Below are 22,891 nucleotides of genomic sequence, written 5' to 3' on the forward strand. Positions count from 1 at the left end.
ACCAGCCGAACCCGGGAAGACCGAACCAGCCGGACCCAGGATGGCCGGGACCAGCCGGACCCGGATCACGCAGCCAAGCCCGGGTCAGGCAAGTCACGCAGTCGTCTAGGTCGTCCAAACTACTGATCTGCAATACGCACGACACCCGTGGCGTACGTTATTCCAGAGCAAAACCCGTATCATCTGGAAAAACGTACGCTCAGTAGCCGTCAGCATACGGTTTTCCAGAAAAAGGGAAATCTACTCTGGAGAAACGTACGCTGAGACGACCGGCGGAGCAGACAGCAGCCCACCGGCCCGAAGTTCTGGTCAGGCACATATTGCGGCCTATGGCCCGCATCTTTGCGGGATGTCAAACAGTTGATCGGACATACATTTCGTAAGGAACGCGCTCCGTAGGTTGCAGCGAAAACGTCTGGGGACACTTTTCGTGCGAATCGGGTGCCAATGCAATACGAATGTGGGAATACGAATGTGGGGCATGCAGCGCTAGGCCGCATACCCCACAGACTCTGTATTGGCTATTGCCTTACAGCGTACTTACATCACACGTGACGCAGCGCACGCTTGGTGGCGCGAGACTTCGTGAACACCAGACCCGCAGCACCAGCCAGCAGCGCACCGATCACAGTAAACATGATGATGCCCGCAGCACCGGTCTTCGGCAGCTCGGTGATGTTCTTCACGTTCTTCACCTTGTAGTCGGTGATTTCCACCTTGTTGCCCTGAGCATCCTGAGTTTCATTCACCGTAGGAGCCAAGCCCCACTTGTCGATGCCCTTGAAGGATACAGCCTTGCCGCCCTCGATGGTGACGTTGAACTGAACGGAGATGGCATCACCCAAATACCCTGCAGGAGCCTTGGTTTCGGTAACGGTGTAAGTGCCGTCTGCCAGGCCAGAGAACGTCACGATGCCATTCTGCCGCTTGTAGTCGCGGGAATCAGATTCGTTGATGCCAGCACCAGTCCACGGATCAGCCACATGATTGATTTCTTCGTCCGATGCCTGACCATCATTGTTCTTATCGTACTTCGCAACCAAAGCTTGGTTGCTCCAATCAGGATTGTTCAACGCAACGGCTTTGTTGCCGGTTACGCTGGCATCAGGTTCGATATAGAACGTGGCACCATTAATGTCGGCGTTGCTCAGTCCCTGTGCGTCGGTCTTCGTGAACATGAAACGACCAAGAGTGAGCTTGGTTCCGTGCTCGGCCTTGGTGTTGTTGTCGTTCACTTCGACGGTGTTAGGCACATCCCCCTGCACGCCAGTGATCTTGGCCACATAAGTGACGACTACGGTCTTGCCCCACAACGGAGTCTTGTTGTAATCGGCGGACTGGATGAGCTTGCTGAAGTCCAACGTAAAGTTGGTCGTCTTATCGGTAACGCCAGCGATGATCTTGCTCTCATCCACGCCTGCTGTTGCAGCATCATCCGTGCTGGTGGTCGTCAAATCGAAATCCGTACCAGCGGCAAGGGTCTTCAACGGCTGCACGCCATCGGTGTTCGGATCCTCATCCTTCAACGAGCCATCGGCATTGGTGTCATACACCTTTACGTCATAGGCGGCTGCGTTGTCGCTACCGTCCTCAGAGTTAGCCACGGTGTGACCATTAGCGTCTTTGATACCGTCAAGGTAAACAGTCTGGCCAGCGCCCGGGTAATCAGTCAACTTGTAGACGTAGGTCGTCGGATCATAACCCGTCGTCAGAGGCAAAGTGCTCTTCAGCGTGTAACGCACAGTCTGACCGGTAGAGACGGTCTTATCGGAATCATCGACGGTCTTGTTGATCGGTGTCACGTGGTTCTTAAAGGCCACGGTGTTGTCACCAGCATCGAGATCGCCAAGCGGGTATAGATAGTTGACGGGATTGGTGGTGCCGTCGGCGGTCAGATGACCGGAAGCAAGAATAATCGGCGCAGAATTGACAACAACCTTGCCATTGGTGGCAGCATCATTCTCAGTACCATCCTTGATGTGCCCGCTGGGATAAGAGGTCACATCGAGGAACAAGTAGATACCGGCTGGCAGATCAGCAGTGAACGACTTGGGATCATTGGCAACAGCTTTCAGATTGCCTTGCCCATGAACATAAGACAGCTCCGTAGGATCGCCCAGCGCAACAGGAGCCGTTTCGTCATTGAGGTTACTGTTGAGCGTATCGGCGAACTTACGGGTGGTGCTTGCGGTGGTCGGATTAGACCCATCGGTCGTGGTCCACGGCTTGTTAGCAGACTGGTCAAGGTAACCGTACTGCAAAGCCCATGCCAGAGTGTCGGCATTGGTGGGAACCTTGCCAGCGTAAGGATCATTCGCATCTGCAGTAACGTCTGCCAGGGCTACCTTCAGGGCTTTGGAGACACCATCTTTGGCGGCGTCAGCAGTCTGCACACCGAACACTGCATTGCCATCGACATCAACGTACTGGTAGTAATCAGCCAGTTTGTACGCCTCAATCTTACGATTGTTGTTGATGCCCCACTGGTCAGCATCGTCAGCGGTGAACTTGAACGTGGCGTCTGCAGTCACCTTGCCCTGATTATCCACCTGACCGGCTGCCAAAGGCTGATATGGCAGTTGCGGAGTCTCCACAGCATTCGCCGTGGTGGCACCGAGGGCTAAGCCGCCGAATAGGGTGGCTGCGGCGGCGATGCCGGCGAATAGTTTTCTCATCTTCATGATGAGACCCTTCTTCCTGTTGTTTGTGTTCTTCTTGTTTCTTGTTTCTGGATGAGTCGGAGACATCAGTCGATGCGCTCCGTAAGACATGTCTGTCTGACGCTGCGTCATAAACACAACAGGCGCGGCGGGAGTGCGGGAGGCGAAACCGCGAGGCTAGCCGTTAAGCCCCTTCCGTTTGCGGTATTCGTTGACAAGTGCAAGAGCGACGGCCGCGCACACGGCGAACGCGCCACCATACAGCAGCCATTCACGCGCATCCACGCCACCGGTAAACGGCAACGCCGTCACCTGACGAATATTGGCGATCTTGTTGCCGGCCACGTGCGCGCAAGCATCCCCAGCGGCGCGAGTCACCTTCGACGAAGTCGAAGTCTCCGGCGTGCAAATTGTCACATCACCTGTAGATCCACTATCCGAGGTCGGCGGATTGTGTCCGATCACGAACTGGTACGTGGTCGTGGACAGTACAAACCCTTGCGGAGCCTCGGTTTCGGTGAGCTGATACGTATACTCAGTGTGCGCATCAGATGGCATCTTCAGGCCTTTGACCCTGAACTTGCCGGACGCACGATCGACGTCGGCGTAGGTCTTCTCGACTGTGCCGTCCGTGCCGCCGGTCAGATCATTGGACTGGGTGTCGCAATAGTTGTTCTCGCTTACGCAGTCCGTCACCTTGGCCGTGACGGCGATGGAGGTGCCGTTAGCATCCTTAACCGGGTTGCCGTCCTTATCGAGCGGACCGTAAATCTCCCACTCGGAACCGGCGAGCAACTCACCGTTGTCCTTGGCGACTTTCGACCATGACACGTTCGGCTGCGTGTTGGTGATGTCGTTATTCGGCACTTCAGTCTTGCCGTCCGACTTGTAGATCTGCACCTTGTCGTCGGAGTTGGCGTCCACGCTGAAGAAGCGGTAGGACGTGTTATCAGTCGGCATCCAATACCCATCGGGCGACTTCGTTTCCACCAGTTTGTAGGTGGCCTTGGCCTTATCCACGAAGATATTGAACTTGCCGACAGTGCCGTCGGTGTCTGTAAAGGCCTTGTCCTTGTTATCGACCTCACAGTTCACGGTATCCGAATCCACGCAGTCGGTCACTTCGTGCGGCTGAGCGCCGCTCACCTTCGTACCGTCGTCAGCGTTGATTTCCGTCACCGTCCACACGGAGCCGGGCAAATCCTGGCTCTTGGAATCGACATCCACCTTGCCCCACGAAACACCCTTCAGGCGGGTGTTACCGATCTCCTTATCCACGTTGGTGGTGTTGTCCCACTGCGCTTGGGCATTGTTCACGGTGAACGTGTACTTCTTCTTAGAGCCGTTGTCCAGTTCTGGCGTATATCCAGTCGGAGCAGAAGTTTCTTCCAACGTGTACGTGCCATTGTGCAGGTTGTTGATGTCGAATCCACCGGCGTCCGGGTTGTTATCGACACCGAGATAGCTGTCGCCGCCCTGATTATCGATAATGCGCATCGAGTTGGTGACAGTCCACTGCTGAGTAGTTTTATCCTGAGTGACCTCCTGCTTCCAGCAGATGCCGTTGTTCCATGCCTTCGTGCCGGCTTCGGTGAGGATGCCGGACGCATCGGCGGCGCACATGCCAGGGTCGAAGTCGGCGCTGAACGGACCGCCGAGCTTATCGCTAGCAAGCGCATCTTCCTTGGTCGCACCAGTGCCAGTAGTGCTCACCGTCCAAGTCGCGCCACCGATCTGGTTCTTGTCCTTGGCGTCTACCTTGGTCCACGAAGCCGTGTACGGCGTGGAGAACTTCACATCACCGTTGGTAGCGAACGCGCCACCAGAGAGACGGGCGGAGTTGTTGGTGAACTGCACAGCATCCGAACTCCATGCTCCGGCCTTGGCAGATTCCCACTCCTCATCAGTCATGCCGTCAGCCTTGGTGGCCTTAAGCGCAATACCGGTGGTGATGCCCTTGGAAGGGTCACTCGTTCGGGTCATATTGATGACATGCGTGTGGGTGGCACCCATTGTCATCTTGGTACTTGTGTTCGACCCGTCACCATAACGACCGCCAGTTTTGGTGACGGCAAGGTTAGTACCACCCTTGTCATTGCCTGTATGCCAACCTGGTTTCGGGTCTGCAAAGTAATCCTGGAAACCACTGGCCGACTTGATAGGCGTGCCATCCGTATACCAATCGACTGCGGATTTTGTGCGGTCGGTGAACCACGTATCCATCAGCTGGAAACTGGTGCTCCCAATTTCGCCTTTCCACATCGGGTTCATAATGGCGAAATCGGCACCCGCTTCCGTACCATCTCCATCGGTTACGGTGCCATGCACCTTGTCCGTGTCTTTGTCTCCACCTGTCTCCCAAGCCGTCAGCGCTGTTCCACTGAATGCCTTGTCATTGGGATACGGAGACCCATTGGTGGAATTGTTCGGATCAATGGTATTTGTGACCGAGTTTTCAAACAACGCGATATTGCCGCCCTTGGATGCGGTACCCGTGCCGGACGGGCATAGCCACAAGCCGCCACCGAAGTGGCCGGCTGTGTTCTTGGTGGCTACAGCTTTGGCCACATAGGTCACGCTTTTCGCCTCAGTGTAAATGGCACCGCCAAGATATCCAGAGGTATTGTTCTCAAAGTAGCCGCCGAGGATGTATGCGCGGGAGGTGTACTTCTTAGTTTCGTCAGTCTGCTCACTATGCACGGTGCCTTCCTGCAGGAAGATGGCACCACCTGCACCGCCACGATACGCCGTACCGTCAGCTCCGCGCTGCTCCACACCGGAGTAGTTGTTGATGAACTTAGGCTTGGTACCCTTGACATCGTTCTGCACCCACAGCTCACCCTTTATATAGATGGCACCACCGCCATCCATATAGCCCCAGGCGCGGGAATAATTGCCGTCAAACGTCACGGCACCTTGAATATTGAGTTTGCCACTGGACGCGTAGATGGCACCACCGCCAACATCGGCATTGTTCCTCCAACAATCATCTGTATCGCCTGTGGTGGTGTTGCACTGCTTCAGATTACCTTGATTATCTACCGCTACAGTGTGTGCATTGTCTTTGAACATGACCGACTGACCGGTAACGGGATTCGGAACGATGGCAGTGGAACCACTATCCTGTGAGATCGCGCCGCCACCATTACGAGCTTGGTTACCGGTAAACGTAGCCGAGGTGATGGTGAGCGTGCCATTGTTATGGATTACGCCACCCTTGGAACCGGCCTTGTTGTTGGAGAACGTACCGCCATCCACGGTCATGGTATCAGTTTTGCTGTTCTGCATGAACACGCCAGCGGCCATGTTTGAGGAGTTGCCGTCGAAGGTACCACCATGTACATCGATAGTGCCGGCGTTGCTATACACCACGCCACCGCGCCAGCCCTTGTTTTCCTTGAACTCACCGCTGTTGATAGTCAGGGAGCCACCGTTCTGGTAGTAGACGCCGCCCATCTGGCCATCTTTTTCGTTTGCGGTGTTGTTGGAGAATGTGGCATTGTTAATCATGGTGGAACCGGAGAACTGATAGAACACACCTCCATTGGCAGCACTGTTATCGCTGAACGAGCCACCATTAATAACGAACGTGCCACCATCGTTGACCGCAACCGATCCACCGTTGTCGCTACGCACATGATTATCTTTGTCGTATGTTAACGGGGTTTTGATGTTGTCGAATGTACCGTTGTTGATGACAAGCGTACCGGTATTGCCCGCAGCATCTTTGTTCATCAGGGCGAGCCAGCGCTGGGCGTTCTTGTAGGAGAAGCTGGCATCGTTGGCATCCTTGCCGAGGGTAAGGGTGTGATTGCCGTTTACGATGAAGAGTGCGTCACCGGTGGAGGCGGTCAGCGCCGGGTTCACGCCGTCGTCCGCGGTGAGCGTCACACTGCCGCCGATGGTGACCGGACCGCTGTTGGCCGGGGCGGTGATGGTCTTCGCGATGGTGACGAGGATGCCGTCAGCGGGAACATTGTCGCGGACGCAGCTGACGAGCGTATCCCAGTCGGATACAGCAGCGCAGTCACCGGTTGCGGCGGGCGATACGGCCTGAGGATCGGACTGCTGACCGTCAGCAGCAGTGCCGTCGGACGTGGCGTCATCTGCGTTTGCATTGTCCGTAGCATCGCTCGAATTGCCGGACGTACCGGAATCGGAACCGGAAGCGTTCCCGTCGGCGGTATTGCCGTCAGTGGACGGGGTCGTGGAGTTCGTATCAGTGGTGCCGGGCACTACGGTTGCGGTGCCGTCGGCCTGATCGGCCCACGTACCGGAGCCGTTACCGTTCTGGGACTGTGATGATTGCGTATCGCTGCTTCCGTCACCAGCCGTGTCTTCCGCGGAAGCCGGCATGGAACATACCAGCAGCATCGCCACCGCCGCCAATAGGGCGAGCAACGTCCACGCGATACGGCGGAATCCGGTAGCCTTTGCGTTCTTACCGTGCATACCTCTGGCTAACTTCCTTCTTGTCGATAGTTCCCCTGCAACATCGCACTAAAGAAACCATCGTCTATACCCTTTAACCTCTGAGGGGCCTTCCCCCGCTGCTTTCAGAAATACCCCTCTTGCGCACTCTTGTCAAAGAAAGCGCTTTCGTCAAATTCGAGGTTTATGCAATCCTTTGCATTCGCATCAATTCAGTGCTTTACGCCTTTGTTTACGCGTTAAACAAAGCGATGTTGTTATCAAATTGTTATGCAAATTACAATCTTTTTTCGCATTTCCGTGTTATTTTCGCATTTTTTCGCAGCATCGCACCCCCTTTCTTTACCCTTTATAAAGCGATTTATCAGAGGCATGGACAAAGTAGACAACCTGTAGACAACTCAGGTGCCGGACGGCTCCGCCAACCGCGCATAGTCCAGACATCAGTCATCGCACCACCAAACTTCGGGGATTGCCTTGGAGTAACGTTTGCCCCAGCTACATCGGTACCGACCCATCGTCAACGGCATTGACGGCCACGCAACATCAGCGCCGACCAGGGACCGATTCGAAAACCAATCATCAGGGAAAGTGGACATCATGGCATTGATTCACCGACGTTCCGCGGGGAAGCACACCTCCGTGAAGAGCGTACGTGCGTCGAATGCGGCAAGCCCCCGCCCGACCGGCAGCCGGAGAACCGACCCAGCCAGCCACTCAGCCGTCCGTCCAGCAGACGGCCAGACCACTCACCCAACCGACGAGCAAACCGACGGCAAAACCTTCGTAGCCACGCCGTTCGCCGAGACAATCGACGTTACCGACATCGCAGCCGAACGTCGCCGGCTGCAGCGCAACCTGTTCATCATGCGCGCGATCACCATCATTCTGCTGATCGCCGCAATCAGCGTGGCATGTTTCCCACTGGCACTGCAGTTCGAATCCGACCGCGAACTGGCCGCCACCACAGCCACCACAGCCAAGTCGGTCGCCGGCTGGCCATACCCACAGGCGGAAGACAAGCTCAAAGCCGCGCACGAATACAACGAAAAACTTGCGGCATCCGGCCAACCGGTGCTCGGCGAGGCCGTCGACCCGTTCTCCTCCGAGCAAGGAGGCTCGCGCGCCAGCGGCAAGGATTCAGCCTCCGCCAAAGACAAGGAATACCAGTCGCTGCTCGACACCGGCAACGGCGTGATGGGCACCATCAAAGTACCCAAGCAGTCCATCAACCTGCCGATCTACCACGGCACCTCCGAAGAGGCGCTGGCCTCCGGCGCCGGACATCTGTACGGCTCGTCGCTGCCGGTGGGCGGCACCTCCACACATTCCGTGATCACCGGACACCGCGGTCTGGTGCAGGCGCTGATGTTCACGCGACTCGACGAAGTGCGCAAGGGCGACTTCTTCTACATCGAGATCATGGGCGAGACGCTGGGCTACAAGGTGGACCGCATCTCCGTGATCCTGCCGGACGACACGTCAAAGCTCCGCATCGTGCCGGGCGAAGACCGTGTGACGCTGATGACCTGCACCCCGTACGGCGTGAACACGCATCGACTGCTGATCTCCGGGCATCGCGTCTCGATACCGCTGCCCGCGCCGGAGCCGGCGGACGTCCACGACGGGCGCAACATCGGCATACTGACCACCGCCGTGACGCTACTGGGCGGATGGCTGTTCATCTGGCTGGCCCGACGGCATCAGGTCACGTTGATTATGCGTCACGCCGCGTGGTGGCCGTGGCAGAAACGCCGCGGCATGCGCGCCAACGATACGCTTGGGGCGGCGGCCGAAGCGGCGGCGACCGAGGCGGCTGAACGGACACGGCCCACGCATACAGCGGGCTGTCAAAAAGCCTGATGTTGGCAGGAATATAGGCCATGCCGGTCTGCAGAGATGCTTTCCTTATATTTCATGACCGAACCACGTAACTATGCCGAAAGCAGTTAGGTCGGCGACTAGGCTTCGCGGCGACCGGCGAGGGCGCGGCCGAGCGTGATCTCGTCGGCGTACTCCAGATCGGAGCCCACCGGCAGACCGCTGGCCAGTCGCGTGATCTTAACGCCGGACGGTCGCAACAGCTGGGACAGGTAGCTGGCGGTGGCCTCGCCCTCGATATTCGGGTCGAGCGCCAGAATCACTTCTTTGACCTCATCGGCACCGGTGCTTTCCAGCCGTTTGATGAGACCGGCGATCTTCAGATCCGAAGGCCCGACGTTGGCCATCGGATTGATGGCGCCGCCCAGTACATGGTAGAGGCCGCGGTATTCGCGCGTACGTTCGATGCTCATCACGTCCTTGGGTTCTTCGACCACGCAGATCACCGAGCGGTCGCGCCGCGGGTCGAGGCACACCGGGCATGGGCTCGACTCGCAGACGTTGCCGCAAATATCGCAGAACCGAATCTTCGCCTTGACCTCTTCGATGGCTTCGGCCAGTTCGCGGGCCTCATCTTCCGGCGCGGACAGAATATAGAACGCGATGCGTTGCGCACCTTTCGGCCCGATTCCGGGCAGGTGGCCGAACGCGTCGATCAGCCGCTGAATGGCACCGTCATAGGCCAAGGCCATGGTTTTGCTCCTTACGGAATGTGAAATCTGCGAGGGTTATTGGATTGAATGTCGGGCGCGGAGGCAGGGCGTGAGCGCAGGGCGGATTACCGGTTCCCCGGATCTCTGGCTTTCCAGACTTCCGGTTTCCCGGATCTCCAGATTTACAGCGACTCACTTATAGCGACTTGGAGGTCTGCACGTTGCGCGGGTTCCTCGGGTCGTCGGCGGCGAACTCCTCCACCTTCTTGACCTCGAACATCGCCTTCAAATCGTCCAAGCTCATTGCCGTGGCGTCGCCGAGCGACTGGTCGCTCATCGAGTACTCATCCTCGTCCGGGTCAACCTGCGGCTCGGAAGCGGACTGGGTCGCAGGGCCGGGTTGGATTCCGGCGTTTCCAGCGTTTCCAACGTTGTAGGCAGCCGGCTTAAGGTGCGACTCAAACCCGGAGTGATTCGGGGAACCGTTCGGAGTCTGATTCCACGGATCGTTTGCGGGCGCAGACTGGGCTACGGGAGCCGGCTGGTTCCACGGGTCATCGTTTGGCTCGGGACCGACTGGAGGCATAGGTTGATTCCACGGGTCCGGTTCCTGACCGGGAGTCGGCTGCAGCGTCTGTGGCGTAGGCTGCGACTGGTCCGACTGCTGCGGTTGCACAATCGGACGAGACTGCTGCGGTGCCGGCTGATTCCATGGGTCATCGCCCGCACCAGCAGAAGCGGAAGACACAGGCTGGTTCCACGGGTCGTCGCTCGGTTCGACGGAAACAGGCTGGTTCCACGGGTCATCAGATTGTTTCACGGACTGTTCCACAGCATGTTCCACGGGATGTTTCACAGGCTGCGCGCTGGCGGGCGGCGCGGCGACAGACGACGTGCCAGCGACAGACGACGTGCCAGCGACAGACGATGCGGTAGCAGATGACGAAATCCCCCACGGATCGATGCCGTCGCTTACATCCGGTACCGGCACATGCTTCTTGTGGTGTTCGTGATGATCTTCGGCCGGTGAATCAACTCCGACGGCACCCCCGGCCGTTTCCCCGGCTCGATGGCTTTCGCCGCCGTCCTCCTGGCTCGCGCCGGAAGCCTTCGCGGTTTTCGGCTCGCTGCCGGCACGCACTCCGGCCGCACCGCCAAGACCGCCGCCCAAGCTCGCCGCGGCAAGACCGGCCTTGGCCATCGCGATCTGCTGCTTGACCTTGGCCAGCTGCTCCGGGCTCATTCGCTTGACGGATTCGACCCGCTCGCCGTTGGCCGCCACCACGGTCGGCGCGATGACCGCGTTGGCGCCGAATTCGTTGCGTACGGCATCCATCACTACGGTCGCAGCCTTCTTGCCGCTGTTATCCACGGCCAAGGCGAAGGCATGCTGGCTGAGCGACTGGTCAAACGTCATCGACAGGCACGGCAAGCCCTTACGGTTCGGGCCGAACTTGACGGTAGGCACCTTGTCTCGCGACACATATTCGCGAATGGTTTCCGGCAGCGCGGCAACGACCGCATCCCACTTTTCGTCGACCGATCGGTTATCCGCCACAGGCGCGGTCTGAGGAGCGGGCGTGCTCTGTGGGGCGACAGTCGCCGGTGCAGCCGAGCCGGGGTGACCGGTCGCATCGCCGGCAAATCCGGCGTTGTTCCAATCAACGGAAGCATTATTGGCGGCATGCCCTGCCGCCTGACCGGCGAATGTTCCGGCTGGCTGGGCGGACACCGGCTGGGCGAACGATTGGGTCGCGGGTGCCGTCGCCGGCTGGGCTACGGACGGCGACTGTACGGGAGCTGTCTGCGCCGGTGCCGACTGTGCCGTCTGCTGGTTGCGCGTCGCACCGGAAAAACCACCATGCGAAGCACCGGCGAATCCACCGCGAGAACCGCCCGCGAATCCACCTTGAGCGTTACGACCAGCGGCATCCGCCGATCCGGACGGGCCAGCGGCAGCACCAACGTTACGCACCGGCGCACCGGCAGCGGCACCGGCAGCCTCCGGAACACCGACGGCGAATCCGGATTCGCTACCGGCCAACAGTCGTGCCGCCAACAATTCCAGACGCATACGCGGCGAAATCGCACCCGTCATCGAGCCCAACGTGGCGTTGATGATCTCGGCCATACCGGTGAGCGCACCCAAACCCAACGCACCCGCCTGACGATGCAAATCGGCCATATCCTCAGCCTCAGCCGTGTCGGACAGCACGGATTCCGCGCGGTCGCCGGCCAACGTGAGCACCAGCAGATCGCGGACGCGAGCCAGCAGATCCTCGACGAATCGGCGCGGGTCGAAACCGCCGACGACCACTTTCTGAATCACGCCGTACAACGCTTCGCCGTTATGCGCGATCACGGCGTCAACGGCCTCGCCGATCAGCGCTTCCGGCGTGAAGCCGAGCAGCGCGACGGCCGCATCATGGGTGATGACACCCTCCACGGAACCGACCATCAGCTGATCGAGCACCGACAGCGTATCTCGCATGGAACCGCCGCCGGCGCGCATGGCCAGCTTCAGCACGCCCGGCTCCGGCTTGATGCCCTCCTTGGCGCAAATCTGCTCCAGATACGGGCCCATGACCTCCTGCGGCACCAAGCGGAATGGATAGTGATGAGTGCGGGAACGAATGGTGCCGATCACCTTGTCCGGCTCGGTGGTGGCGAAGATGAACATCACATGCTCGGGCGGCTCCTCAACGATTTTGAGCAGCGCGTTGAAGCCCTGCTGCGTGACCATGTGAGCCTCGTCGAGGATGAAAATCTTGTAGCGGTCACGGGCGGGGGCGAATCCGGCGCGTTCGCGCAGTTCGCGAGCGTCGTCCACACCGTTATGGCTGGCGGCGTCGATCTCCACCACGTCGATGGAGCCGGGACCGCCGGTGGCCAGATCCTTGCAGCTTTCGCATTCGCCGCAGGGATGCGAGGTGGGGCCTTTGGCACAGTTGACGCAGCGGGCGAGAATACGCGCCGAGCTGGTTTTGCCGCAGCCACGCGGGCCGGAGAACAGATAGGCATGCGTGAGCTTGCCTTCGTCAAGCGCGCGCATCAGCGGGACCGTGACCTGGTCCTGGCCGATTACGCCTTCGAAGGTGTCCGGACGATAGCGACGATACAGTGCAAGTGCCATAGCTACTAACCTACCTTGCCCTCACTAACATTCGCGATGCGCGGGAGTCTTTGGTTTGATTTGGTTGGTCTGGTTCGTTGGTTTGGGTGTTGGTTTGGGTGTTGGCTTGGGTGGGCTGATTTGGCGGACTGTTCTGGCTCGTTGGTCCGGCGCGTCACTCTGGCGTGCGATGCGAGCGACGCAATGCGCACAACATGCGCAATCACCACGACTTCCACAAGTATTAACATAGTGTCAACAATGGTTGTTGTCAGGAGGGCCTCATGGCGGAGTACGTCGCGACAAACGAGAATCAAAACGTGAAGCGCGGCGATGCCCGACGCAGGGCCATCATCACCGCCGCACGAAGCATCTGCTTGGAGAAAGGCTTCTCCAAGATCACCGTTTCCGACATTGCCGACAAGGCGGGCATGACGCGCTCGTTGTTCTACCACTATTTTGAAGACAAGGATTCCGTGGCGAACGCCGTGTTGGATGACGTCATCAACGAGATCCTCACCAAGCTCGAACAGTGGAACGCAGCACGCGAGACCGGCAATGTGAACAAGGCGCTTGACGATATCGTTCTCGTGCTTCGCTCGCTGATCGCGGACGAAAGCCCGTTCTCGAACAAGATGATTCAGGACGGCAACGCCGAACTGTACATCAAGTTCATCGACCGCGCGGCGGACCGCATCGCCGACTACATCGCCCAAACCACCGTACGCGACTTCGAGCAGATGCACGGACTGCCGATCACCAACGTTCATGAAACGTTCTTCACGCTGATCATCGGCCTGATCTCGCTGATTCGTTCGCATCCCGACGTCAGCGATTGCACCATCAAGCAGGTGATGGCGCAGACGCTGCACATCGAAAGCTACATCGTCTGAGTCGCCTGAGTCGTCTGAGAGCGGCTATCCACCGTTTCAGGCGCACGGCCGTCACGCACGATGGCATTCCATGTCCGTTGCGAATCGTCTACGCCCTGCGCGGCCACTGCCGGCGGCACCAGCACACGCAAGGCGCGGTTCTCGGTCGTAATCCGCACCGGCAGACGACCGATGTATTCGCCATCGGCCATCAGCACCGGCGGCTCAGCACCGTCATTCGTCCGAGTGATCTCGATCTCGCGCACACGTTCCCATCCGAATACCTTTGAAGCCAGCAGACGACCGTTATATGCGTTCGCGATGGCTTGCACACACTCGCCGAAATTGGGCACGTGGTCCATCCACACCAAGTCCAGCTCGCCGTCCGAGAAGCACGAGTATGGCGAGACCTCGATACCGCCGCCGATATGCCGCGAATTGGCAACCGTCAGCAGTGGCGAGATGATGTCTCGCTCATCCGTGGAGCCGTCCGCCATCGTGGCCTTGATGTGGTACCCGTACCGCTTCATATGCGTTAGCTCCACAAGCACCGCCGCGAAATAACGCACGGAACCGTTCGGCAGATGCGAATGATTGGCCCGGTCGTTGATGCTCGCGTCAATGCCACAAGACAACATGCCCGCGTAATACCGGTCTATGGGGTCAACCGCATAGCCTCCCGGCAGCGAAGTCACTCGACCCATATCCACATCGATGTGCGAGCCACGCACGATGGCACCCACAATGCCTTCCACCGCGGTCTCCACACGGTTCACCGGCAGTTTCAGGCCGCGTGCGAAATCATTGCCCGAACCGATGGCGACTATGCCCAACGGCTTGCCGCTGCATCCTACGGCATTCGCTCCAAGCGCAATCATGCCGTCGCCGCCGACCACCACCAGATAGTCATATTCGTGGGCATGTTCGCGCGCCCGTTGCAGGGAATCGTCAAAACTGGTGCCAGTGAGGTCCATAACCGTGAAGTCATGGATGCGCCCGGCTTCCTCCAATAGCCTGAGCACCTCGGCATCGATTTTGGCACCGCGGCCTTTGTCTGAGATGGGGTTGCCCACCATAGCTACGACCCGACGGCGTTCATTACGTTCACTCATGCCTTCACCTTAGCGAATAACCGCCATGGACCGCCAGAGGCCAGTATTAGCTACTCATAGGCCGCTCCTCACACGAGACCGGTCCGGCGCGCGACGACTGTTCAATCTGCGGTACGAACGGAACCATGGTAGACACGGCGACGGTCACCAGCACGTCTTCGTCGTTCAGCGAACAGGCGGTCAGACGCACGCCATTGACATCGGCCTGATCGTGCGCCAGCGCGCACGGGTCGGACTCTGCCCACCACAAGGCATACGCGGATTGAAAGGCGATGAGATCAGCCATCGAACGCGCCTTGTGCTGGCATATCAGCAGATTGCCCGCGCAAGCCGCCACCGCGAGCGCCACCGCGACCACCATGACCAGCATGGCACCCGCCATCGTGCCCGACCCTTCTTCGAGACGTGACCTCATCACCTGCATCCCCTTACCATTACCGCTACTGCCTCATCGCGGCAGCTTCACCACTGACTTTCACCGGCGTAAGCCCGAGCGGCCCCGGCAGGACCGGGCATTCAGCGATAACCCGCACCGACCGGCTCCCCCACTCGACGTTCAGACTCACTTCCGTGCCAGCAACATGCGACGCCACTGCTGCGGCATCACCGTGCGTTCCGCCTCCCCCGCCGGAATCTGCACCAGACTCTGCACCAAAACCTGCACCAGAATCTGGCAGAGCATCAGACACCACCAGTTCTCGGGCGGCTGCGGCTGCCGCACTTTGGCAATCCATAGACACGACCACCACCCGGCATAAAGCCAGAATCAATCCAGCGATGGCTACCACGCTCGGTAGCACCAAAGCGAACTCTGCGGTGGCGGACCCCCGTTCGAATCCCGGCGGCAATCTGGCCAACCACTGTCGAAAACATCGGTATGTCATATGATCACCCAACGTTCAGCGCACGCTTGACGAGATTCGTCAGCAATGTTTTGATGGCATCCGACTTCAGTACGGCGATCAGCACTGCGGCAAAACCGGTAGCGGCCACCAATACCACCGCATATTCGGCTGTGGCCGCACCTTCTTCCGGCTCGGCCATCAGCAGACGCATTCGGGCGTCCAGGAGGCATAGGCGCTCGCTGGCCGCCGCTTTGCATTCGGCGAGACGCGACTGCAAGCGCGGAATGACCGCGGCATGATTTCCGACGGTGAGTGGTATGAGATCGCTCATCGGCGTTCCTTTCTTTCATTGCGGAGCCTGACGCGGCGTCGCGTCTGCTCCGTTTGGCGAATGTGATGCCCCGCGCGAGGTACTTCCACTGTGCGGCATTGCGTCTGCGAAAGCTAGTGAAAACGAGGTATGTGGTTCTAGCTTCCCGGTTATCCACACCCCGGCGTGTCATCCACAACAAATGTGGATAACCATGGGCAACAATTTGGTTGGGTCATCGATCCGGCAGAAAAGGCAGAAGACCGGACGATAAAAAACCGAGCGAGAGCACTAAGATGGCAGGCCCAGCCGCATCCGTTTCAATCGCTAATCACTCAAATCAAAGAACGTTTGTTTATTTCTGTATTTCAAGATGTATTTCAGCGTAATTTTGTTCGTTCTGAAGCCTTATACCCGCGAATGAGACTCTTCGCGGTTTTCGCTGAATACAGATCATCATGCGTTCCCGTACGAGTGAGCACGAGCACTAATATATTTACAGGTACTATGTTCGTCGTGTCGCGGGACATTACGCAAGACCGGCTCCTACACCATGAAGGAAATGATGGAGGGGATTACGCCGATGCAGACGAATGCCGGAAGGAAACACAGGCCCGTAGGCATAAGGAGACGTATGGCGAGCTTAGCGGTGCCGCGTTCTATGCGTGCGCGTTCGTCGCGGCTCAATTGCTCCACCGCCGCCTCAATACGGGCCGCGGGAGCGTCACCGTGCATCCAAGAGGATTCCAGAGCATCGCAAACCAAGCGCAACGCCAGCTCTGTGTGAGATGTCCCCGCATAGGGACGCCCCGGATCAGACAACTCCTTGCTGCCCGGCTCTTTCACGCCGGCGAGCGCGACTTTCCACGCATCATGCCAAGAGGCACCGGCATTCAACAACTCCCCGACCCGCGCCAGACCACCGCCGCAAGCACCTTTCGCAACAGTGCCCACGGCCTCCAAGGCACCGGGAATCGAAGCCCCTTGATGCAAAGCCGCCTGCAGCATATGCAAGATCAGCATGGTGCCAGATGCGCCGACGTCGTATGCCGATGCCGATCGAACCGCTGACTTCGGCAGACGGGTATCATTCGCCGGTTTCGCGGCATATAGCCATGCCGCAACCGCCGCACACCAAGATGTCACGTGCATTGCCGAATCTATTGCCATTAGGCTCATGGCGCACCTCACCCCTCTACGGTTTTAAGCAATGCACGCATCCAAAACAGACCCAAGACATAGCAGCAGGAGCCCAACAACAGGCACAACAGACCTTGCCTTGAACCGAACAGGAACGAAAGCGGTCTGGCACCCATCAATTCGCCGAGCGCTACCGTGATGGCCGGCAGCGCGGTCAGCAATCCGACCGTGGCCTTGGGCACAGCCATCGCTTGCGCACGCAAATCATGCAGGAGACGCATCTGGCTCCAGGCTTCAAGCACTGCCTGCAAGCAGGGCACAGCCCGGCATCCCAGTCTCTCGCTGAGTGCTATCGCGCCCGCCACTCCGGCAGCCACCTGCGCGCACTGCGGCGCGGTCTCATCCGGCAACCGACGGGCCTCAAACAACGTACGCAATCTCGGCTCGGATATGCGGCGCACGGCGCTCGGACGCAACCCTTGCTCCATGAATGCCTCCATCGCGGTACCGCCACCGTTCATTCGTGCGATGACGGCAGCGATCACCTGTGCGACGCCCACGCGCGACATGCATGAGTCAAGCGCGTCCGAACGTGCGCCCGAACGCAGCGGCCCATCCCGCGCACGATGCCGCACAACATGCCGCACACTCCCCGCCGAGTCACCCGACAATGCCTCCGTATGCGCGGACCGCGACTTCCCAGTCCACTTTGACGAAGTCACGCGCAATCGTGCGGCACTGTTTTCGGAGCCGGAACCACGGCGAGGCCATATCAGCATCGCAAGCGCCATCAATATAGCGCACCAGACAATTGCTATCGTCATAGGCTCCACTCCTTACGAAAATCAGCCCAATTCGACGCATAACGCGGCTCATGCACTCCATCCCACATCGCCAACGTTTCGCCCATCAGGCCATCGGAGAATCCGCCGGCGGGAAGCCGCGCATGCACGTCCGGCTTCGCACGCAGACGCCCGATTTGCGTAATACAACGACGTCCACGAATACGTTCCACGTGCAACACCACGTCGAACGCGCCTTCCGCGAGCGCCGCCAACGCTTGAGGCGAGACTCCGGCAAGCAGCCCCAAGGCGATCAATCGTGCCGGCACACGGCGTACATCGTCCGCATGCAAGGTGGTCATGCCGCCGTGATGCCCGGAGTTGAACGCACGCAGCAGATCCACCACTTCCTCCCCTCGGCACTCCCCCAACACCACGCGATCGGGACGCATACGCAACGTGGCCTTCACCAAATCAGTAAGCCCTACCGCGCCCGCACCTTCCACATTGGCGGCGCGAGCCACCAGCGAGACATGATTGGCGTGGCCGAAATCGCCGAGCTCACGCACTTCCTCCACCGTGATGATGCGTTCCCGGTCATCGCATTGGCCAAGCAACGCTTTAATCAATGTGGTTTTACCTGCTCCGGTACCTCCGGTGACCAATACCGTGGCACGACGGGCCACCAAACCGGTAATCAACGGAAACCATCCAGCCGGAAACAGTCCAGCCTGACTCAGCATGGACAGCGTCATGACTTCCTGTTTTGGGAATCGTATGGATATCGCGGCACCCTGCGGCACCAGCGGCGCAATCACCGCATGCACACGTACGCCTTGCGCATTGGCCGCGTCGGCTATGGGACTGGCATCATCCAGACGACATCCTAATTGCGCACACAGCTGGACCGCATATTCCCGAACGACCTGCGCACTGCGAAACGGCACCTGCAGCACATGCTCGCGCATCCCCGTACCACGATCCGCCCATACCCGACCATCGCACGTCACCGCTACATCGGTCACCTGCGGATCTTGTGCCAATTCGCGCAGCAAACCGAACGCCACGCCCCGCCACACGCGCTTGCGATCACGGCCGCGCACCACCTCACCGGCCATCGCTCCAAGCGCCTTCATCATCCCAAGCGCCACCACTCTCACGGACACCATTGCCGCCGAGTCCACGACCACGACTGGCACCATTGCCGCGGCCACGAGACCTCGGATGTACGGCACGCTCCACCAAATCAGCCAAAGCATCCACCGTCTTACGGCTTCCCTTCGGCACCGTACGAATGCCCAATCCTTCCAGCACATCACCGCACAAAGTCACACTTGGTCGTACCGGACCCAATACCGCCGCCGCAAGATAATCCTCGGCCTCGCCGATGCCCACATTGCCCCGGCCGCGCGGTGCCCCTCGCGGCTCAATCCCCACCACATCCGGTGTTGCGCATTTCCACGCCACCAATCGATTCCTGTGCGCCTTGGCCCGCGCCAAACCAAGTACCGACAATTCCACGACCATAAGTTGCGCAGCGTCACGCAACTCAGGAATCGCTTCCACCAACTCGCCTTGCCCTGCGTCCACAATCACCACATCATTCGTTTGCGCCAGCGCGCGCAAGGCCGCCTGCACTTCCCACCATTCGGGAGTTTGCCCATCCCACGGGTGGTATGGCAGCACACGCACACCCTCCCATGCGGTCAGCTCGTAATGCAGCGCCTCGCCCTCGATCTGGCCGAGCGGAGCTTCGACCTCATTGAATCGCAAACCCGGTTCGCGCTCTACGCCCAGCAGCAGGTCTAAGCATCCCGAAGTGAAATCGACATCCACCAGCGCGCATCGCAATCCACGATTGGCGAGCTCCCACGAGAGCATGGCCGCAAGCACGCTCGATCCCACACCTGCGTGGCCGGCGGTCATCGTCACGATATTGTGCAATGCCGTATCCGTGGCGGGCAAGGTCTCCGGCGCTGTATTAGACCGCTTTCGTTTGCCCGAGGCTGCCGGCTTGGGTGGCGGCGTGTAGTAGCGCGGGACTGCGGCGGCAATGTCCGGAGGCCTGATGGCGGAGGCTGCGGCGGCATCATCATCCGGCAGCGGAACATCAAGCGGCGGCGCGAAGGACACCGCGGCTCGTGAATCCCGCGAGCGCTGCATTGCGCGCGAACGAGAAGAAGTATTGCTGTTGTTGTTCATACGCCGATTGAATCGTATCGGCGAAGTGCTCTGCAACCTGAAACGACCTATGTGGTTCCAGCTTGCCAGTTATGCACATGCCGGCGTGTCATCCACAACAAATGTGGATAACCACGCCGGCATGTTGTTGGTTTGCCGGTCGGTCAGCGTCAGTCGATCAGCGCCAGTTGGCGAGCGCTAGTCGGCCCACGTCAGCCAGCCAACCGGCCAGCCAGTCGGCCCATGTCGGTCGGTCAGCGGATAGCCAGTCAACCGGCCGTCCAGCGTCAGTAGCCAGTCAGTCAACCCAGCCAATCGCCCAGTAAACCAGCCGACCAGCAGAGTCCCCCCTAAGTCGCTGTGGACCGTACGACTACTTCTCCAGATGCTCGATACCATCCTCCATGGCATCCAGTTGGGAATCAGTCACCTTGGCGGGCTTCTTCTTGCCGAACTTGGCCTTGAACAGACCGACGATCGTCGGCGTCAGCGAGACCAACAGAATCAGCACAATCACCAGTTCGAAATGGTCCTGCACAGCCGGAATATTGCCGAAGAAGTAGCCCAGCAGCGTGAACAGCGTGGACCAAGTGAGACCACCGAGCACCGAGAAGGGCGTGAAACGGCTCCAACGCATGCCGGAAATACCGGAGATGAACGGCATGAACGTACGGATGAACGGGAAGAAACGGCCCAAGAACACTGCCAGCGGACCCCACTTCTCGATCATGCCCTCAGTTTTGGCGATACGCTCAGGAGTCATGGCCTTCACCTTGCCGGACTGGATGATGCGGCGGCCAAAGAAATGACCGATGAAGTAGTTGCACTGATCACCGATAATCGGCGCGCACCAAACAACCGGCAACAGCCAGAACAGCGGCAGTGCAGCCTTGCCGGTCGCCGCATCCGGAGCGGCGAACACACCAGCGGCGAACAGCAATGAGTCGCCAGGGAGGAACGGGAAGAACACCACGCCCGTTTCGATGAAAACGATAAGGAAAATGAAGCCGAGAGTCGGTGCCACACCCATGGCAATCCAGCCGGCAATCGCGGCGCGCGGATCCTTCAGCAGTTCAAGAATAAAGTTGATAAAGCCCATCTGATTCCTGGAATTCCTATGAGTCGAAGTCGGTCATGCACCACCACTCGTCCCGTTCTCGCCGAACGCTGCGGCGGGCGGGCGGGCGCGCGGCACACGTATGGAAACCGCCCACTACCCTACCAGCGGGGCTTATACAAGTGACAGCATAGACCAACAGGTCAGAGAAATCTGCACAATTATTGGGCACGGTCTGCCTGTGACCATGCACGTCGGTTGACATGCACGTCGGTTGACATGCACGTCGGTTGACTCGCGTGAGTCAACCCGCGCCAATCAAATGATTCCGGCCCACCAGCATCAATAGATCGTTGCGCAGTAATCAGAATTCACTGTTGCCCGACACCAATCGGCGTTCATCGAATAGCAGCGGACAAACAGCCAAACAAAAAACGTCAAGCAATCAGCCAAACAGCCAATTACCTGACGTTCACAACTACAGACACCAATCAGCGTCGTTACTCACCGAGACGCTGACGCACGAAAGCATCAAGCGCGGCGGCGTCGATGCCGTCATACGAATCGATGGACGCGAACTGGCCGAGGCCGGTCGTATCAGTACGGATCCATCCGGTCTGCGCAATCAACGTGGCGCCGGAAGCGGCACCAGCCTGAAGCCCCACCGAGGAATCCTCCAGAACCACGCACTTGGCCATGTCTTCAGGCGCGATGCCGAGCTTTGCGGCAGCTGCTAAGTACGGCGCAGGATTCGGCTTGTGCTCAAACGGATCATCACCGCACACGTAGCCGACGAGCAAACCATCCGCTTGCTTCATGATGTTCTCCGCCATGCGCCGGGGCGAAGTGGTGACCAGCATCGAGGGGATGCCGGCCTCCTTGAGGGAGCGCAGCACCTCTTGCACACCGGGAATCCACGGCAGACGCGTCACCTCGGCGTTGAACACGTAATCCTTGAGCTGCTTGTCGATCTCCTCGACGCTCAGTTTGCAGCCGCGCTCGATCATGTGTCGCGCCACGCTGGGCACCGGCGTACCGGAGCACTGCCAACCGAGGTCCTCATTCCATTCGCCGCCATTGGCATGGGCGATTTCAATTTCGCCGTCGTGCCACAGCGGCTCCGAATCGATAAGCGTTCCATCCAGATCCCAGAACACGGCCTTAAGCAGCATGGTTCTTCTCCATTCGTAGTTGAGCAACGGCCATTTCAACCACTTCTATATCATCAACTCCGTGAGACAGCGGTGGCTATCGTTCTGCCGGTCGTGTCGGAGGCGGCGAGCAACGCGCGTTGGGGTCGAGAATATGTATTGAGACATGACTAACGAGATAAATCGGCAGCAATTCGACAGCAACTCGGCAGCAACTCGCTTACAAGGGGCTGATTGGGAGGTTGGGAGAGATCTATCTGCTTTACAAGGGGCTGCTCGACAAGTACAGCCGACCCCAAAACGGCCATATTGCGTTGACATGAGACCCTTAATAGAGCTGGATGCATGAGGTACCAGCCCCTTGTAACGCAGATAGAGGTTCCCAGATACGGGAATCAGCCCCTTGTAACCGAATTACCCCAGTTATAGACACCAACCACAATCAGCGCCGAAAGCAACGGCCATCTCACCACTCTTCGCGAAAATGTACCACTGAGACGAAGTCAGAGAGACATATTCGCGAAAGGGTGGGTAGAGCACGCACCAGACACGCTGAGGGCGCTCACGGACATGAAGACATGAGAAGCGATCGCCGTCCCAAAGAGTCAACCTCCAAGAGCTCGTCATCCTTCGCGAAAATGTACCACTGAGATGAAATCAGAGAGACATATTCGCGAAGGCGGTACATACCACCAATGGGTATG

16 protein-coding genes and 1 pseudogene are annotated in these 22,891 nt (G+C 58.8%); 2 read left to right on the forward strand and 15 right to left on the reverse strand.

Going from position 1 to position 22,891, the window contains the following annotated elements; translation table 11 throughout:
- Positions 1-545: 545 nt before the first annotated feature.
- Together G1C97_RS07665 and G1C97_RS07670 are read right to left on the reverse strand one after the other, a co-directional pair.
- On the reverse strand, positions 546-2,681 hold the full coding sequence (locus G1C97_RS07665) for a SpaA isopeptide-forming pilin-related protein (RefSeq protein ID WP_169241258.1): 2,136 nt from the start codon (positions 2,679-2,681) through the stop codon (positions 546-548).
- A 156-nt stretch (positions 2,682-2,837) separates the two neighbouring features.
- Positions 2,838-7,112 carry a SpaA isopeptide-forming pilin-related protein gene (locus tag G1C97_RS07670; protein ID WP_169241259.1) on the reverse strand — a complete coding sequence of 1,425 codons (4,275 nt, stop codon included), beginning with the start codon at positions 7,110-7,112 and terminating at the stop codon, positions 2,838-2,840.
- Positions 7,113-7,691: 579 nt separating this feature from the next.
- Between G1C97_RS07670 and G1C97_RS07675 the strand changes: the two genes are divergently transcribed.
- On the forward strand, positions 7,692-8,954 hold the full coding sequence (locus tag G1C97_RS07675) for a class C sortase (protein ID WP_169241260.1): 1,263 nt from the start codon (positions 7,692-7,694) through the stop codon (positions 8,952-8,954).
- 98 nt (positions 8,955-9,052) lie between these two features.
- Here G1C97_RS07675 and recR read toward each other — a convergent pair whose 3' ends face one another.
- Both recR and G1C97_RS07685 read right to left on the reverse strand, forming a co-directional pair.
- Positions 9,053-9,664, reverse strand: coding sequence for a recombination mediator RecR (gene recR / locus G1C97_RS07680; protein WP_169241261.1), 612 nt, complete (start codon positions 9,662-9,664; stop codon positions 9,053-9,055).
- Positions 9,665-9,821: 157 nt separating this feature from the next.
- Positions 9,822-12,758, reverse strand: a complete 2,937-nt coding sequence (locus G1C97_RS07685) for a DNA polymerase III subunit gamma and tau (protein ID WP_169241262.1) — start codon at positions 12,756-12,758, stop codon at positions 9,822-9,824.
- 263 nt (positions 12,759-13,021) lie between these two features.
- Here G1C97_RS07685 and G1C97_RS07690 point away from each other — a divergent pair, with 263 nt between their 5' ends.
- Positions 13,022-13,630, forward strand: coding sequence for a TetR/AcrR family transcriptional regulator (locus G1C97_RS07690; protein WP_169241263.1), 609 nt, complete (start codon positions 13,022-13,024; stop codon positions 13,628-13,630).
- Here G1C97_RS07690 and G1C97_RS07695 read toward each other — a convergent pair.
- The 11 genes and pseudogenes from G1C97_RS07695 to G1C97_RS07740 form a co-directional block, all read right to left on the reverse strand.
- The gene (locus G1C97_RS07695) at positions 13,618-14,721 is read right to left on the reverse strand and encodes a diacylglycerol/lipid kinase family protein (protein ID WP_169241264.1); all 1,104 of its coding nucleotides are present in this window, start codon (positions 14,719-14,721) and stop codon (positions 13,618-13,620) included. The genes G1C97_RS07690 and G1C97_RS07695 overlap by 13 nt on opposite strands.
- A gap of 46 nt (positions 14,722-14,767) precedes the next feature.
- Positions 14,768-15,136, reverse strand: coding sequence for an Rv3654c family TadE-like protein (locus G1C97_RS07700; RefSeq protein ID WP_240951070.1), 369 nt, complete (start codon positions 15,134-15,136; stop codon positions 14,768-14,770).
- Positions 15,137-15,283: 147 nt separating this feature from the next.
- Positions 15,284-15,442 carry a hypothetical protein gene (locus G1C97_RS12535; RefSeq protein WP_417852219.1) on the reverse strand — a complete coding sequence of 53 codons (159 nt, stop codon included), beginning with the start codon at positions 15,440-15,442 and terminating at the stop codon, positions 15,284-15,286.
- Positions 15,407-15,605 (reverse strand): annotated as a pseudogene (locus tag G1C97_RS12540) (TadE/TadG family type IV pilus assembly protein); the annotation flags it as partial. The gene G1C97_RS12535 and the pseudogene G1C97_RS12540, both read right to left, overlap by 36 nt.
- A gap of 4 nt (positions 15,606-15,609) precedes the next feature.
- A complete protein-coding gene (locus G1C97_RS07710) occupies positions 15,610-15,897 on the reverse strand; it encodes a DUF4244 domain-containing protein (protein WP_169241267.1) in 288 nt (95 codons plus the stop codon).
- Between the two features lie 525 nt (positions 15,898-16,422).
- A complete protein-coding gene (locus tag G1C97_RS07715; RefSeq protein ID WP_240951064.1) occupies positions 16,423-17,028 on the reverse strand; it encodes a type II secretion system F family protein in 606 nt (201 codons plus the stop codon).
- Positions 17,029-17,063: 35 nt separating this feature from the next.
- Positions 17,064-17,840 (reverse strand): pilus assembly protein, encoded by a 777-nt coding sequence (locus G1C97_RS07720; RefSeq protein WP_277348173.1) that lies wholly within the window; start codon positions 17,838-17,840, stop codon positions 17,064-17,066.
- A complete protein-coding gene (locus G1C97_RS07725; protein ID WP_169241318.1) occupies positions 17,837-18,916 on the reverse strand; it encodes a TadA family conjugal transfer-associated ATPase in 1,080 nt (359 codons plus the stop codon). Before G1C97_RS07725 ends, G1C97_RS07720 begins: the two co-directional genes overlap by 4 nt.
- A complete protein-coding gene (locus G1C97_RS12295; protein WP_240951065.1) occupies positions 18,906-20,000 on the reverse strand; it encodes a CpaE/TadZ family protein in 1,095 nt (364 codons plus the stop codon). Before G1C97_RS12295 ends, G1C97_RS07725 begins: the two co-directional genes overlap by 11 nt.
- Positions 20,001-20,352: 352 nt before the next feature.
- Positions 20,353-21,078, reverse strand: a complete 726-nt coding sequence (locus G1C97_RS07735) for a DedA family protein (protein ID WP_100497104.1) — start codon at positions 21,076-21,078, stop codon at positions 20,353-20,355.
- Positions 21,079-21,536: 458 nt separating this feature from the next.
- Entirely contained in the window at positions 21,537-22,208 is a 672-nt protein-coding gene (locus tag G1C97_RS07740) for an HAD family hydrolase (RefSeq protein WP_169241268.1), read from the reverse strand.
- Positions 22,209-22,891 lie beyond the last annotated feature (683 nt).

The organism is Bifidobacterium olomucense (assembly GCF_012932375.1).
In the GTDB taxonomy this organism is placed as follows: domain Bacteria; phylum Actinomycetota; class Actinomycetes; order Actinomycetales; family Bifidobacteriaceae; genus Bifidobacterium; species Bifidobacterium olomucense.